Raw genomic sequence first — 13168 nt, 5'->3', positions numbered from 1 at the left:
TTTCATCTTTACATTATTTCAATATCTGCCCAGGTATAGTTTTTGTTGTCCATTTCAAGCCAAGTGAGATTTTTTTCATCTATCTTTGTCCAAGACAGACCGTCTATTGTTATGGAAAGCTCCAGCTCAGCCGTAATAATCTTAGGAAGTATTCTCTTTATCCATTCGATAAAATAGGAGGACAATCCCCTGTTCTTTATTGTTATGCCGACTGTAGAATTTGCATAAGAAGCGTCCATTTCAAACTCACCAACCGTTTCGCTTAAAAACGTTTCTATGCTTCTCTGGGTAAAGGAACCGGCTGCAATTTTTGAAGCCGCAATTATTCCCCTTTTTCTTTCATCCTGATTGTCCGAAATAAATCCCAAATCATACTTATTTTCAATATAATCAAGACCAGCAGACTCCGCCGTCTGAGCAAAGCTCTCCTGCAAAACATTTTCAATCTCATCGCCCAAAGCCTGAAAACCTGCGGCATAACACCTAAGCTCCAAAAGAGCCGCCGAATCCTCCTTATCCTCATAAAGTCCGGTGGAAAGCAGTTTCTCCTTTAGATATTCAAAGGGTAAATACGCCACTTATACACCTTCTTTCATGGTAAGGGTAACTCCCGTAATTATTCTGTTTTCTCCGGCAGTGATATTGGATGAGGAACTGTCAAATTTATAGTCATAAACTCCCTGAGCATGGTACAAAGCGTCGCCTATATCCGAAAGCTTTAAATCCTCTCCGATTGTCAGGTTGCTTACCTTTCTCTGTACAGCCTCAGAGCAGTTTGTTTTTACAGTATCGAAAGTATAACCCTCATCGGGATAAATCGTAACTGTAACGCTTCCCTGTACAGATGTAGCCTTTAACACATCAACATCAACGCCCAGCTCTCTTTCCTGAAGCACAAGAGCCTCAAGATTTTCCAAAACCTGACTTTCTTCAACTGCACCATTGGGAAGTATAAAAATATCAACTGTGCCCTTTCCACGTCTTTTGGGAGATACATAAGCGGCTCCCACTCCGGTTACAGACAAAGCAAGCTTTTCATAATATGCGGCGTTTGTACCCGTTGCCGGAAAGCTTTGAGCGGCTACAATCCTGCTTCTGAAATCCTCGTCGCTTTCTTCATCTGTTCCCCCTGTAAACTTAGAAAGGTTTGTAACCTTTGAAACAGGCTGTAAAAGTGAAACCATAACGCTGACTTCCCCTGTATTCACGTTTCCTGAGCTTCCTCCCTCTACTGCTCTCACTTTTGCGTCAGCATAATCTGCTCCCGCACTTAAAATAACTGCTTCAGTTGTTTCAAATCTCACCGGATTTTTTCCCGATGTAGAAACGAGGGTTCCGGCTTTGATTACATAATCCGAGAAAAGCTCTCCCCCGGTATAGAACCTAACTGTACCCGATGCTTTTGCAGGCGGTTTTCGTGTAAGGCCAAGCTTTGAACCGTGATAATTAAGATATTCCCCGTCCGCAGTTTCAGGGTTAAGCTGTCTTTTCAGCCAGTCAATATTTACGCCCAAAGCGTGAAGCTCACCGGCAAGAATTTTCATTTTTATCTGAATATCAGAATTTTCATCTGGAAACATTCCTGTCTGTCGGTAATACTCATTTCTCATCCTCTCCAGCACTTTGCTGTATTCTTCACTCATATAACAATCACCCTTTCCTCCTGTGTGCCGCTGTCATTTTCCGTTATTATCACCGTTATTTCATATTTTCCATCTTTTTCTTCCAAACTCTTTACCTTTGCCGAAACATTTTCAAGACGTGAAACCGCAGACCTTACAATACTGTCCGCCTGTTTTAAAGTCACTTTCTCACCGCTTTTTATATATTCCTGTAAAATACTTCCAAGCTCCCTGTCATAAATAAAACATCCTTTTTTCCCTGTTATGGCAATTAAAGCCTGCTGAGAGGTTTCGTCAAATCCACAGACGCTTTCAAACCTGTCGCCTCTCAATACATTGTCGCCGTCAAGAATTTTTATATCCATATCAAACCTCCTTGCCGTTAATAAGCACCTTGCCGTTGTTGCAAAGCTTTATCTGAGCGCCGCCACGAGAGCACAAAAGGATTTCCCCTTCCTCTAAATCCTGGGGATAGGACAAAACACCAAGGCAGACCTTTCCGAAGTCATAGGATAATACAACAGTCTTTTCACCTTTGGGAGGGAAGCTTACAATCCCATAGGGTGAAATCATAGGCAGACTTGAATACTCTTCGGTTCCTGCGGCGCTGATGTTTTTACCGTCAGCATTTGTTATTTCTCCGCTTTTTGCCTCTGTTGAGCTTTTGTTCTTTACAATTCTGTCAAGTATCCACATAACTGCTGTTCCCCCTTAATTCCACCACGGTATTTATCTGGTTTTCACTGACATTTATCTGTAATCCGTAAATTTTCAAATTATCGATAACCCTTCCAAAAACACTGACGGAAGCCTCAGCACCAAGACAATCGGAAAGCAAACCGGAACACTTTAAAGATATATTTCTGCTGTTGTTAATTCCGTTTAAAAGCATTTTTTCTGCGCAGAAAACAGGTGTAAACTGTGTGTTTGATGCGTTTAAATACCTCTGTCTTTGTATAAGCCTTTTATCAGCCTCCTGAGAAAAAATTTCAGTTGAATAATCCTCCGCTTCGCTTCTCTTAATTTTTACCGAAGATATAATCTTGTGTCTTTGTATGTCAAACCTGTACTCAGAAAAATCTATATCAAAACCTTTTCCGAATGTTATTTTCTCTCCTGTCGGCAATCCGGTAAAATAGATAACATTGTCAGGACTGCAATAGGGAACGGTTTCATAACAGGTTTTGCAAAAGCTTTCGATAATGTCCCAAGGTGACTTGCCCTTAGCCACATTAAAAATCCCGTTGTAAGAAGATGTACCGCCCACATAATCGCTGAAACCATAGGGCTTTAAAAATATTTCTTTTATCTGTTCCGAGGTTGGATTGCTGTAAACCGCAGGCATTACCTCATTGTCCAAAAGCAACGACACTCTATTTCTTCCGAACACCTCAAAATAGTAATTCCCCTCAGAATAAAATTCTGTAATGGTGTCAACTATTCCGTCGAAAACAATTTTCCCTTCATCTTCAAATCTCATAAAAGCTATTTCTGATAAAGGTTCTCCCTCTGAATGAAATCTCACAAGCAGTGTATGAGCGGGTACTCCCTCTTCCTCTTTTAGGACAAGCTTTTTAAATTTTCTGATAGTCTTTTCCTGTCCGTTTATATCCGTAAGCACTATTTTCAACTGAGCCTCACCTGACCTTCCTCTATTGGAATATCAGGACGCCTTATCTGAGGATTCAAAGATACAAGATTGTCCACATTTATACCGTATTTGTATGACAAATCCCAAAGAGTTTCCCCGTTTGGAATAACCTTGCGTATATTTTTTCCACCGGATTTACCCGACTCATCCAGAGATGCAATTTCCAAGTATTCGTCCTGAACCTCAATAAATTCAAACTCATAATCCAGAACATCAGGCTTAGGCTCGCCCTTTAAAACAAGCCTGCTGAAAAAAGCATTTATGGGCGGAAAACCCGGAAGTGTCAAAACTCCGATTTTACCACTGTTAAATTTATCACGGAGTTTATTGTACATATCAGTACAGTTTTCCCCCACAAAGCAGCCGCTTCCTGTTATTACACAGTTTTGTTTTCCGAAATTCTGAAGAGTTGAGCCTCCGTAAGGATAATAGGAAATATTTGTATTTGTATTATGACTGAAAGTAAGATATTTAGAATTAAATTCCCATGTATACCCGTCAAAACTCATTGATGTTAAAGTCATAAAAGCTTCACCTCTTCCTCTTCGGTAAATTCTCTTGTGTATCTCAGACTTTCTCTTTCCATAAAAAAGCTGATTTCCTGAACACTTTTTTCTCCCTGAGATAAATCAAAAATATTTTCATTGTCCATCATCTTCACCGTCCCCGCTTTCGGCAATATCACCGGTAAATTCAATATCAGTCACCAAATAACCGTCAACCAAATGTGTCTTAATAACCGTCACAATACATTTTTCAAAACACTTTGTACTGCCGTCCAGCAAAAGCTTTGCGGAAAACTCCGGTTCATAAAAAAGGCTGTCTGCATAAGACGCCCTCTTTCTCACATTTATTGTATGGCTTCCGTTTAAAGGAACTTTCCTTGATGGAATATCTGTAAGATAACTCTCAGCATTAAAATAATCCCTTTTATCGGTGTACTCCACATCAACAAGATTTTCTATCTTTGTATCGTTTATCAACAGTTCAAAATAGTCGTCTCCCTCGCCGCCTCCGGAAGATGAATTTTCCGAATATTTAATAAATGTAACCGTTATTTCCCTGCACAGGGTGTCGGCTTTTTCATCAAATTTTATAGGCTCTAAATATATCTGCGGAATGTCCTCATCATCGTCGCCTAATGCAGAAATTTCATTAAAAAGCTCCAGCGCTCTTTGTGTCAGCGTATAACCGCTTACAGAACAGGGAGCATACACAATAAATCCAGCCGACGAGCTGTCTTTTCTGTTACCATATCCGTAATTCAGGCTGTTTACACCGTTTTTCTTCATGCTGTCCAGCGTTACCACAACAAGGAAATTTTTTATAGGAACTTCAAAAGGTCTTGTCTGATATTCCTTGAGAAAAACCATGTCATTGAATTTCCCGCTGTTCTTCAAAGCCTGTACAGCGTTGTCAATCCACTGGTCAATACTGGTCATACTCAGCATCCTCCTTTTCGGTGTTTACAACAACTATTGCCCACACATAAAGATTTTCATTTCCGGACTTGTACATCTCGGAACGCTTTATATAAAACTTTTCCTCTCCCCTTGAAATCACTGTGTTCTGAATATCGTCAAGAGGAATATCGTACTGACCTATATAAAGATAGTAACCTCCGTCGTAAAATCCCGGCTCTATTCTTTTGCCGCCTATGTACATTCTGTTTTTGTATCTCAAGGGTTCAATAAAAGCCTTGCCGCTTTTGGCTTCACCCTTTACGGTGACAACAACGTTATCACCGTAAAGGGAAATAGAGCGGCGTATTCTTTCTGCCAAGCTCATGTGATTATCCTCCCGAAGTAAAAGCCCTCCTCTTTCAAAAGGTCGGAAATTTTCTCCTTTTCACAAAGCCACAAAGATTTTGCAGACTCTGTAAGCTGGGTATAATCCTGTTCTATTTCGATATCCCCGGCTTTAAATCTTTTAGGATTGCCGGAAGTACCTGTGGTAAGGCAGTAAGAATAATAAGCCAAAGCGGCGGCGGCAGAGCTTATTCTACAGACATTTTCATTTGAATTATCTTTATTTTTCAGTCTGCTTTCAATGTATTCCAAGGAATCACGGCAAAGAGGCGTCCATCTCTTCAAATCACTTTCCCCTAAGCCTGAAAGCATTAAAAATCTGTCCGTGACATTTTTCAAGCTCATAAAAAGCCCCCCGTCAGGCTATGCTGATAACTCTTGCAGCGTCGGTAAAGATTTTTGCAAAGCCTGCTGTGCAAGTGATAGCGGCTCTTTCAAGCTGTCTGTCGATAAGCTTGTCGTACTCAGTCTGCACACCGCCGGAAACAACCATTTCCAAAGCGCAGTTCTTGTCCATACCGATAAGCTTGTTGCCTTCAAAGGTTGGAACATGGATAAGTGTTGCACCGAAAGGAGTCATCATCTTGCCTGTTCCGTGGAATGTAAGACCTGCGGAAGCGTCCTTCATCTCGTCAATTTTAAATACCATCTTAATTGCCTCTGTTGAAGCAATCATGGTGTTAAGCTCGTAAGGTGAAAGATTTGTCCAAAGGTTTATGAGGTCGTCATAAGTGATGTTTTCAGAATCAGCAGAATCGTTGCTTGGGCAGGGATTTGAATTGCCGTCGCCGTTAATGATAGTGTTTATGGCGTCCTCAGCCTGAGAAAGAGCAATAGCCGCACCAATCTGTCTTAAAGTGACAGAGAAAAGGTCAAGGCGCTGATATCTGATAGCCTCATAGGAAGAAACCAACATTCTTCCTCTTTTGTAAAGAGGAACCAGGTGATCCTGTGTCTTTACGGTTGTCTGAGGAATAAATGCGCCCTCGTTTACTCTCTTCAGCTTTTTCTCATCCTCATAAGGAATGGAAGCGATGCTTCTGTAGTCAAGTCCGTCGATATTTGTGACAACCGCAACCATCTGATTTATGATGTTCACGCTTTCCATACCTGTATGAACCGCTCTGCTTATGTATTCAGGGAACAAAGCGGCGCTGTCGGAGGTCTGGAAAAACTTTTCTATTCTGTCGGAAGACTTTCCGCTTACCTTGATGTCAAATCTCTTGAGCTGTCTTGAAAAAGCGTCAAGACCCTCAAGCTCTGTTCCTATATAATTTTCGGAAGGGTCCAAAGACTCCAAAATATCGGAAAAACTCTTATTTCTGTAGGAATACATACCCTTTTCCGGTTTAATCTTTTCGTACATTTCCATTATTATAAATCTCTCCTTTTAAATCATATAATAAACTCAACGTATGTGCTGTCAACGGCAATTACCTGACATTGAACTCCGCCCCCAAGTGCTTTAATAACAGTTGAGGAAGAAGCGGCAAGCTCCTGAAATCCAAGGCCGATTGAACCTGCCTTTTTAAGCTTAAAGTAGCCCTTTGTCTGAACCGCAGCATAGCCGCCTCTTATATTCACAACAACGCCCAAAAACTGATTGCCGTCAGCGCAGTTGGAAACCTTGTAATTTTCAGAAACTTTTACAATACTTCCCTTTACCACTCCGTCTGCCGCAGGCAATGTTATAACATTCTCGTTGTATCCGTTAAAACTAACATTCTCCATCTATATACCTCCAAATCAGATTTTAAATTCTTTATTGCTGTTCTTCTCTTTTCCGCTTTTGACTGAAGCAAGCTGAGGTCTGCATTTTCCTATAACCCCTGCCGCCTTTTTCTCATAGGAAGCCTTCAGCTCGGAAAGCTCTTTAACGGTGAGAGAATTTATGATTTTTTCCATCGTATTTTCGCTGATATCCGGCTGAATAATCGCCGAATACTTTTTAACTGCGGCTTTAAGCTCGTTTCTGTAAACCGCTCCGTCAGCCGCCGCCTTTTTAAGCTTTTCTATATATCCACAAAGCTTTTCGGTCTGCATGGGGTCAAGACTGAGGCTTTCCCCTGCGCCTATGCTTTTCAATATTTCCTCCATTGAAATACTCCTTTCCATACCGCCCGGATAGCTTTTGATAACGCCTGCTTCTCTCTGGGCGGGAACCGCAACGAAACTCCATTCATAAGCGTCTATGGGGTCGATAAGCTCACCGTAACAGAGTTTGCCGCCGTATACATTTCCCCTTTTATGTCCGCAGCTTCCCATATTTTCACCGCATATGGAGCATTTTTCAAAAGCTACGCTGCATCCAACACTGACTTCCTTTTTTATTCCGCTTTCTATTGCATAAATAACATCGTCAAACTGCCTTCCTCTGGGAATATAAGCCCTCGCCTCAAGGCGAAAATACTGGTCGCCTGTGGCAGTCACAACACCGTCAACACTCTTTGTACTGCATGAAATAATTCGTGCAGTCTGGTTGTTTGTACTGGGATTGTGGTCAAAAATACCGCTTTTTCCCACAAACATTTTTTCAAGGGCGGTCAGCGTTTCCACAGGGAATCTCTGAAAATCCCTGTCCACATCGTTGTCGCAAAGGACAACCGTAAATACATATACCTCTTCCTTAGAAAATCTTTTTCTTGTGTATCCGTTTATAAGCTCAAGCTCCTCATCTGTTGGAACATCAGCCGCCTGAGAATTGCCTATATCGCCACGGATACTTTTTAAAAGACCTTTGCTGTTCTCCAAATTCATACCTTCCAAATCACCCTTTTTCAATTACTCACTTTCACCGCCTTTTCCGAGAGCTTCCTCAATCTGCATAGCTTGAGCGTTTATAAGCCTTGCATTGGCAAGCTCAACCTCATCAAGAAGACTGATATTATCCCAGACAACGGAAACCTTTGATAAACTGCCTTTAAGCCTTAACCACATCTGAGCGATTTTCAAAATAACCGGCTCTAAAATTTTCCTGTAATATTCAAGCTCGCTGGTGAGAATATCCGCCTGCTGCTGGCTCATTCTCTCGGTACTTGACCACGAAAGACCGAGAATAAAAGGCGGAATTCCCATTTTTGCCACAATCTGCTCCAAAATATGCTTTATAGGCACATCGCAGTCCAGCACCTGATTGTCGGCGCCGATTACCTTAACCGAAATATCTCCCACCGCCACAAAGTCGCAGACCTCGCCTTTGTTTCTCATGGCTCTGCTCCATTCGTCGGCAATCTGTTTTGCCTGAGCGGAAGCATTAAAGCCCTCATTTTTAGGGTTGTAGGTCACGGCAAATCTCACGTTTCCGATTCTCTCCCAGTTAGTTCCTATTGCGGTAAAGATTTTAAGCAATATGGAGCTTACAAAGGGCAGACCCTTTAAAACAGAGTTTCCCACAACCTCTCCCGGCTCGGGATTAAGTGGAGTCATACAGACAAGCTCGGGATGCTTAATAGGCTCCCATGTGCAGTTGTTGTCAACACAGATAACCACCTCTAAAGGGGACTGACCTTTTCGTATTTCAACATCCTTAAGTGACGCATTATAGAGATACTCAAGATTTCCGTCATTATCAAGAACCATTTCCCCCACCGCAGTACCGTAGGTTAAAAGCTGGTCGAAATACTGGGCAATAAAGGTTTCAAGTCCCCTTGAAGTTCCGTTTACCTTTACATTAGCGCAAAAATCCTCAAGCTCTTTCTGCATACGCTTTTCTTCGCACTCCAATTTAAAGGAGCCCAGCAATCTCACGGTCTTGCCTATAGCCGCATCCACAATGGGAATAGCCTCTCGTAAAGTGGAATAAAGCTCCATCTCGCTTTTTCTAAGGGGCGAATAGCTGTCAAGCAGAGAAAAAGGATGACGTTTGTACTCGCCCACGGCGGTTTGAACTACACAGCCCCTTTCACTGTTTCGGGAGGTATCCTTTTTGCTTTTCCAAAAACCTTTCAAATTTTCCTCCTTATCTTGCAACGGCGCAGGCGGCAAAGCCTGTGCTTTTTTCAAGGACAGTGGTGACAAAATATCTTATGTCGTCCATGGCATGGTCGTTTTCCTTTACCGGAACATCGAACTTTCCGCTGCTCTCCCAACGGTACAGAGAAAACTCCCTCATGCTGTCCTTGCAAGTGCTGCAAATTTTTATTTTTCCCTCCTTTAAAGCCGTGGATGTTTTTCGTATACCGTCGGTAACATTGTTTTTCGCCGGAACAACGGAAAACTCCCCGTGTCTTTGAATTACCTGAATAAAGCTGGCGGCAGAAGGGTCAACCACCACAACGCTGATTTTTCTGCTTCCCACAAGGCTTTTAAGTGCTTCGTAGTGTTCTTCGTCAGTTTTCTGTACACCCGTTTGTCTTGATTGATAGTAATATTCCTCAATCCTGTACCATACTCCCCTTTTAAGACCCCAAAGTCCAAAGGAAGCGGGATTAACCGTGCCGTAATCGCAGGAAACCGCATATTCCTCCATAGGTTCATCGGGAGGTTCGCAATATTTGCTTTCATCGTCCATAAAGGGATACACAGCCCCGAAAACAGCCACCCATTTTCCAAGAATAAACCGCTCGTAAAATGCGCCCGAATAAAGCCGTTTATATCTTGCAATGGTCTTTTGGGAAAGTGAAGGATTATCCTCCATAACAAAATGGAGATAAAGAGCGTTTTTCTTTTTCAGCTTTTTAATCCATTCAACATAGAACCAGTGCTGAGGGTATTCGGGGTTGCAGTTAAACCAGAATTTCGACCCGCCTACAGAACATCTCGCCAAAGCCTGTTCCACAAAGGACCGTGGCATAAGGGCAACCTCGTCAAAAAACACCCCCGCAAGGGTCATTCCCTGAATGAGGGAAGCCGAAGATTCATCCCTTCCTCCGAAAAGATAGTACCTGTTTTTTCTTCCTTTATAGGTAATGGTAAGGATATTTTCGGAAAGCTTCTCGCCGGTTTCAAAACCCAGACTTTTCAAAAGGGGCAGAACCGGCGTCACCACATTTCTCCTGAGGGATTTTATAGTCTTGCCGCACATGGCAAAGGAGCTGTCGTTAAACTCCAAAAAACTCCAGGCAATGAAAGACAGAACCATACAAAAGGTCTTTCCGCTTCTCACCGCCCCGTCGCATATAACGGCGTCATAATTTCTCCACGGCGAGCTGGGACACCACCATGTAAGGGCCATAAGCTGTTTTTTTGAAAAAGGCTTAATCTCCGCCATACTCAATTTCCGTTCTCTCCTGTCTTGAACCTGAATTGTTCACGGCAGACGCTCCTCTGTTTAAGGCTTCAAAGAAAGAAACCGCCCCGTTATCCTCCAATGAACCTGCCTCCAATTTTTCCAAAGCTTTAAGCCTGTCAAAAAACTTTATTTCCATAGCGCCCTCTTTAGGTCTGCGTATTTCAGATACGCAGTACAAATCCATATTTTTCAGCTTTTCAACATCGGGGTTTTCCATGTATAATAAACTCACGGCATCCCCTATGCCTCCGAAAGCCAGTTTTTTATATCCGGTAACCGCCATAGAGGAAACCGTCTTTTTTCTTATAACAAGAAGTCTTGCAATCTCGTCCGCAATATCCTCCCTGCATAAAAGATTTTCTCCCCAAGTTTCCGGATCTTCCTTACAGCCCGCCAAAACAGCCGCCTGAGTGGAATTTCCGCTGCTTACGTAGTTACAGCAGAATTGTCTTTCCTGCCTTGTCAATTTACTTTTCAATGACTTTTCACCTCGTGTTTCAAATTACACCTCCCGTTAACAGGAAAAAAAGGTCAAAAATTGCATAATTGAGTGCAACAAAAAAGAGAAAATAAGAAATTTTTTCAAAAATCTTACTTTCTCTATGGTTTAAAGTACAAAATTTCAATACATTAACAGCTTAACGGTGACAACTGCAAGACAGGCGGCGGTAAAGTCCGCAAGCAAAGCGCAGAACAAAGTATGCCTTGTTTTTGAAACTCCCACCGAGCCGTAATACACGGCTATTGCATAAAATGTAGTTTCAGTGGAACCGGACATAACGCTTGTAATTCTTCCGATAAGGCTGTCAGGCCCGTACTGTGAAAGCAAATCCGAAAGCAAAGCGGTAGACCCGCCGCCGGACACGGGACGCAGTAAAGCCATTGGAACAATTTCCTTTGGAAAGCCAAGAAAGTCCGCCGCCGGCGCAATCAATGAGGAAAAAACATCAAATAATCCCGATGCTTTCATAACCTCAATCATAGCCACAAAGCCAACAATAACCGGAGTAATCTCCAGCAATACGGTCAGACCACTTTTAGCTCCCCTCAAAAAACATTCAAACACCGGAACTCTTTTGAACAACGCCATAGCCATTACCGACAAAAGTATAACGGGGAAAATATAGCTCACGCTTTTCTCCCCCTTTTGTTTAAAAGCTTAACCGCCGTGATTCCCACAATCAAAGCAATACTTGAGGCAATCCAAATACAGGGAATAATATCAAAGGGCGACTGACTTCCGTATTTTGCCCTTAAAGTTCCAATCATGGTTGGCAAAAGCTGAATTGAAGCTGTATTCAGCACAACAAAAACTATCATGTTGTCGGAAGCTGTATCATCGCACCTGTCAAGCCGCTTAATCTCCTTCATAGCCGCCAAGCCGAAAGGAGTAGCAGCATTTCCCAACCCCAAAAAGTTGGCGCCCACATTCAGGGAGATATTTTCAAAAGCCTTGCTTTTAACATCTATGTTTGGAAAAAGATGTTTTAATACCGGAGAAAAAATTTTAGCGGCAATTGCCGTGGCTCCGCATTCCCTCATTATCTCCATAAACCCGCACCAAAAGCAAAGGCCTCCGCCGATAGTCAAAAGCAGGCTCACAGAAACCTCTGCGCTTTCCAAAAGTCCGGAGGTCAGCTGTTCAGCCGTACCCAGAAAAAATGAGCACAGGACAGAACCCCCGATAAAAACTGCAAAAATGTAGTTTAACAAGCAAAAATCCCCCTTTTCTTTTTCGCCTGTGTCGCTTCCTGTCGAATATTTCATCAAAGAAAAATATACTGTAAAGACTTGACTTTTTTACCACTCTTTGGTAGTATTTTATACATAAACCTTCTTATTTTAGAAGCATCTTACAAATCCAATTTAAAATAATTTTCTTTAACTGAAAAATATTAAAATTCGGAAAAATCAATATTCTAAAAAGAAAGGATGTAAAATACTATGAAGGTAGCCGGTTTTTTATGCAAAATCGATAAACTGGGACGAATCGTAATTCCAAAGCCTATCAGACAGGAGTTTGGACTCAACGTAAACGATGAACTTGAATTGTTTACCAACGAAAACGGCATTGAAATGAGAAAATACCGTAAAAAATGCCTGTTCTGCGGAAACGAAGAAATCCCACAGCTTTTGGAATACAAAGGCAAAATAATTTGCGAAAACTGCAAAAACGAATTGGAGAATTTATAATTCTCAGGAAAATGAAATTTGGAGGACACAAAAATGACAAGAATAGACAAAGAGAACTATTATCTCGACATTGCCGAAACAGTTCTTGAAAGAGGAACATGCCTCAGAAGAAATTTCGGTTCGATAATAGTAAACAATGACCAGATTGTATCAACCGGATACACTGGCGCACCAAGAGGCAGAAAAAACTGCTCAGACTTGGGCTACTGCTTCAGAACAAAACACAACATTCCCCGTGGTGAAAGATACGAAATGTGCAGAAGCGTTCACGCCGAAGCTAACGCAATAATCCATGCCGCAAGAGACCAGATGCTTGGCGGAAAGCTTTACCTTGTTGGAAAAGACGCAGTGACTGGAGAATATGTAGAAAACACTAATTCCTGCGCAATGTGCAAGCGCATGATAATAAACGCAGGTATTTCAAAGGTTATAATCAGAAACAACAAAACAGATTACACTGTTGTTGATGTAAATGACTGGATTGAAAACGACGATTCACTTGTCGCCGCATTCGGTTATTGATTTAATAAAACAGAATATAAGCTTATAAAGCATAATAATGATCCCCCGGCAAAGCCGGGGGTATTTCATAGACGGGTATAACCCTTTGTTCCCAGCCACGTGTCACGTCACGTTGGTACGATCTGACATTTGCATATTTTGT

Annotated in this window: 20 protein-coding genes; 2 read left to right on the top strand and 18 right to left on the bottom strand. The window is 42.0% G+C overall.

Annotated elements, in window-relative coordinates; translation table 11 throughout:
• Positions 1-8: 8 nt before the first annotated feature.
• From B5F08_RS02220 to B5F08_RS02140, 18 genes are all read right to left on the bottom strand, one after another.
• Complete coding sequence (locus B5F08_RS02220; RefSeq protein WP_087376195.1) at positions 9-578, bottom strand: hypothetical protein; 570 nt, start codon at positions 576-578, stop codon at positions 9-11.
• Positions 579-1643, bottom strand: a complete 1065-nt coding sequence (locus B5F08_RS02215) for a baseplate J/gp47 family protein (RefSeq protein WP_087376194.1) — start codon at positions 1641-1643, stop codon at positions 579-581.
• On the bottom strand, positions 1640-1987 hold the full coding sequence (locus tag B5F08_RS02210) for a hypothetical protein (protein WP_087376193.1): 348 nt from the start codon (positions 1985-1987) through the stop codon (positions 1640-1642). The genes B5F08_RS02215 and B5F08_RS02210 overlap by 4 nt, the downstream gene beginning before the upstream one ends.
• A gap of 1 nt (position 1988) precedes the next feature.
• On the bottom strand, positions 1989-2318 hold the full coding sequence (locus B5F08_RS02205; protein ID WP_087376192.1) for a hypothetical protein: 330 nt from the start codon (positions 2316-2318) through the stop codon (positions 1989-1991).
• Positions 2305-3252, bottom strand: coding sequence for a hypothetical protein (locus B5F08_RS02200; protein ID WP_087376191.1), 948 nt, complete (start codon positions 3250-3252; stop codon positions 2305-2307). Before B5F08_RS02200 ends, B5F08_RS02205 begins: the two co-directional genes overlap by 14 nt.
• Positions 3249-3797, bottom strand: coding sequence for a LysM peptidoglycan-binding domain-containing protein (locus tag B5F08_RS02195; RefSeq protein WP_087376190.1), 549 nt, complete (start codon positions 3795-3797; stop codon positions 3249-3251). The genes B5F08_RS02200 and B5F08_RS02195 overlap by 4 nt, the downstream gene beginning before the upstream one ends.
• Positions 3794-3928 (bottom strand): hypothetical protein, encoded by a 135-nt coding sequence (locus tag B5F08_RS13610; protein ID WP_275532163.1) that lies wholly within the window; start codon positions 3926-3928, stop codon positions 3794-3796. The genes B5F08_RS02195 and B5F08_RS13610 overlap by 4 nt, the downstream gene beginning before the upstream one ends.
• Positions 3915-4715, bottom strand: a complete 801-nt coding sequence (locus B5F08_RS02190; RefSeq protein ID WP_087376189.1) for a hypothetical protein — start codon at positions 4713-4715, stop codon at positions 3915-3917. The genes B5F08_RS13610 and B5F08_RS02190 overlap by 14 nt, the downstream gene beginning before the upstream one ends.
• The gene (locus B5F08_RS02185) at positions 4702-5061 is read right to left on the bottom strand and encodes a hypothetical protein (RefSeq protein ID WP_087376188.1); all 360 of its coding nucleotides are present in this window, start codon (positions 5059-5061) and stop codon (positions 4702-4704) included. The genes B5F08_RS02190 and B5F08_RS02185 overlap by 14 nt, the downstream gene beginning before the upstream one ends.
• On the bottom strand, positions 5058-5426 hold the full coding sequence (locus B5F08_RS02180; RefSeq protein ID WP_087376187.1) for a hypothetical protein: 369 nt from the start codon (positions 5424-5426) through the stop codon (positions 5058-5060). The genes B5F08_RS02185 and B5F08_RS02180 overlap by 4 nt, the downstream gene beginning before the upstream one ends.
• A 13-nt stretch (positions 5427-5439) precedes the next feature.
• Complete coding sequence (locus B5F08_RS02175; RefSeq protein WP_087376186.1) at positions 5440-6453, bottom strand: phage major capsid protein; 1014 nt, start codon at positions 6451-6453, stop codon at positions 5440-5442.
• Positions 6454-6476: 23 nt separating this feature from the next.
• Positions 6477-6812, bottom strand: a complete 336-nt coding sequence (locus B5F08_RS02170; protein ID WP_087376185.1) for a hypothetical protein — start codon at positions 6810-6812, stop codon at positions 6477-6479.
• A 15-nt stretch (positions 6813-6827) separates the two neighbouring features.
• Positions 6828-7832, bottom strand: coding sequence for a hypothetical protein (locus B5F08_RS02165; protein WP_158096184.1), 1005 nt, complete (start codon positions 7830-7832; stop codon positions 6828-6830).
• Between the two features lie 30 nt (positions 7833-7862).
• Positions 7863-9029 (bottom strand): phage portal protein, encoded by a 1167-nt coding sequence (locus tag B5F08_RS02160; RefSeq protein WP_242968199.1) that lies wholly within the window; start codon positions 9027-9029, stop codon positions 7863-7865.
• A gap of 10 nt (positions 9030-9039) precedes the next feature.
• The gene (locus tag B5F08_RS02155; protein WP_087376321.1) at positions 9040-10290 is read right to left on the bottom strand and encodes a PBSX family phage terminase large subunit; all 1251 of its coding nucleotides are present in this window, start codon (positions 10288-10290) and stop codon (positions 9040-9042) included.
• Complete coding sequence (locus B5F08_RS02150; protein ID WP_143256347.1) at positions 10277-10789, bottom strand: terminase small subunit; 513 nt, start codon at positions 10787-10789, stop codon at positions 10277-10279. Before B5F08_RS02150 ends, B5F08_RS02155 begins: the two co-directional genes overlap by 14 nt.
• A gap of 144 nt (positions 10790-10933) precedes the next feature.
• The gene (locus B5F08_RS02145; protein WP_242968196.1) at positions 10934-11443 is read right to left on the bottom strand and encodes a spore maturation protein; all 510 of its coding nucleotides are present in this window, start codon (positions 11441-11443) and stop codon (positions 10934-10936) included.
• Positions 11440-12024, bottom strand: a complete 585-nt coding sequence (locus B5F08_RS02140; protein ID WP_087376183.1) for a nucleoside recognition domain-containing protein — start codon at positions 12022-12024, stop codon at positions 11440-11442. The genes B5F08_RS02145 and B5F08_RS02140 overlap by 4 nt, the downstream gene beginning before the upstream one ends.
• Before the next feature lie 231 nt (positions 12025-12255).
• Here B5F08_RS02140 and B5F08_RS02135 point away from each other — a divergent pair, with 231 nt between their 5' ends.
• Complete coding sequence (locus B5F08_RS02135; RefSeq protein WP_087376182.1) at positions 12256-12504, top strand: AbrB/MazE/SpoVT family DNA-binding domain-containing protein; 249 nt, start codon at positions 12256-12258, stop codon at positions 12502-12504.
• 33 nt (positions 12505-12537) lie between these two features.
• Positions 12538-13026 carry a deoxycytidylate deaminase gene (locus B5F08_RS02130; RefSeq protein ID WP_087376181.1) on the top strand — a complete coding sequence of 163 codons (489 nt, stop codon included), beginning with the start codon at positions 12538-12540 and terminating at the stop codon, positions 13024-13026.
• Positions 13027-13168: the final 142 nt, after the last annotated feature.

This window comes from Anaeromassilibacillus sp. An172, assembly GCF_002160515.1.
Classification (GTDB): domain Bacteria; phylum Bacillota; class Clostridia; order Oscillospirales; family Acutalibacteraceae; genus Limousia; species Limousia pullorum.
Note: the sequence above shows the minus strand (reverse complement) of the source record. Positions and strands in the feature narration are given on the sequence as shown.

Coding starts and splice junctions, on each gene's coding strand:
- B5F08_RS13610 (WP_275532163.1), bottom strand. CDS start 3,928: ATGATGGACAATGAAAATATTTTTGATTTATCTCAGGGAGAAAAAAGT.
- B5F08_RS02180 (WP_087376187.1), bottom strand. CDS start 5,426: ATGAGCTTGAAAAATGTCACGGACAGATTTTTAATGCTTTCAGGCTTA.
- B5F08_RS02135 (WP_087376182.1), top strand. CDS start 12,256: ATGAAGGTAGCCGGTTTTTTATGCAAAATCGATAAACTGGGACGAATC.
- B5F08_RS02190 (WP_087376189.1), bottom strand. CDS start 4,715: ATGACCAGTATTGACCAGTGGATTGACAACGCTGTACAGGCTTTGAAG.
- B5F08_RS02170 (WP_087376185.1), bottom strand. CDS start 6,812: ATGGAGAATGTTAGTTTTAACGGATACAACGAGAATGTTATAACATTG.
- B5F08_RS02185 (WP_087376188.1), bottom strand. CDS start 5,061: ATGAGCTTGGCAGAAAGAATACGCCGCTCTATTTCCCTTTACGGTGAT.
- B5F08_RS02195 (WP_087376190.1), bottom strand. CDS start 3,797: ATGACTTTAACATCAATGAGTTTTGACGGGTATACATGGGAATTTAAT.
- B5F08_RS02155 (WP_087376321.1), bottom strand. CDS start 10,290: ATGGCGGAGATTAAGCCTTTTTCAAAAAAACAGCTTATGGCCCTTACA.
- B5F08_RS02215 (WP_087376194.1), bottom strand. CDS start 1,643: ATGAGTGAAGAATACAGCAAAGTGCTGGAGAGGATGAGAAATGAGTAT.
- B5F08_RS02210 (WP_087376193.1), bottom strand. CDS start 1,987: ATGGATATAAAAATTCTTGACGGCGACAATGTATTGAGAGGCGACAGG.
- B5F08_RS02205 (WP_087376192.1), bottom strand. CDS start 2,318: ATGTGGATACTTGACAGAATTGTAAAGAACAAAAGCTCAACAGAGGCA.
- B5F08_RS02130 (WP_087376181.1), top strand. CDS start 12,538: ATGACAAGAATAGACAAAGAGAACTATTATCTCGACATTGCCGAAACA.
- B5F08_RS02175 (WP_087376186.1), bottom strand. CDS start 6,453: ATGGAAATGTACGAAAAGATTAAACCGGAAAAGGGTATGTATTCCTAC.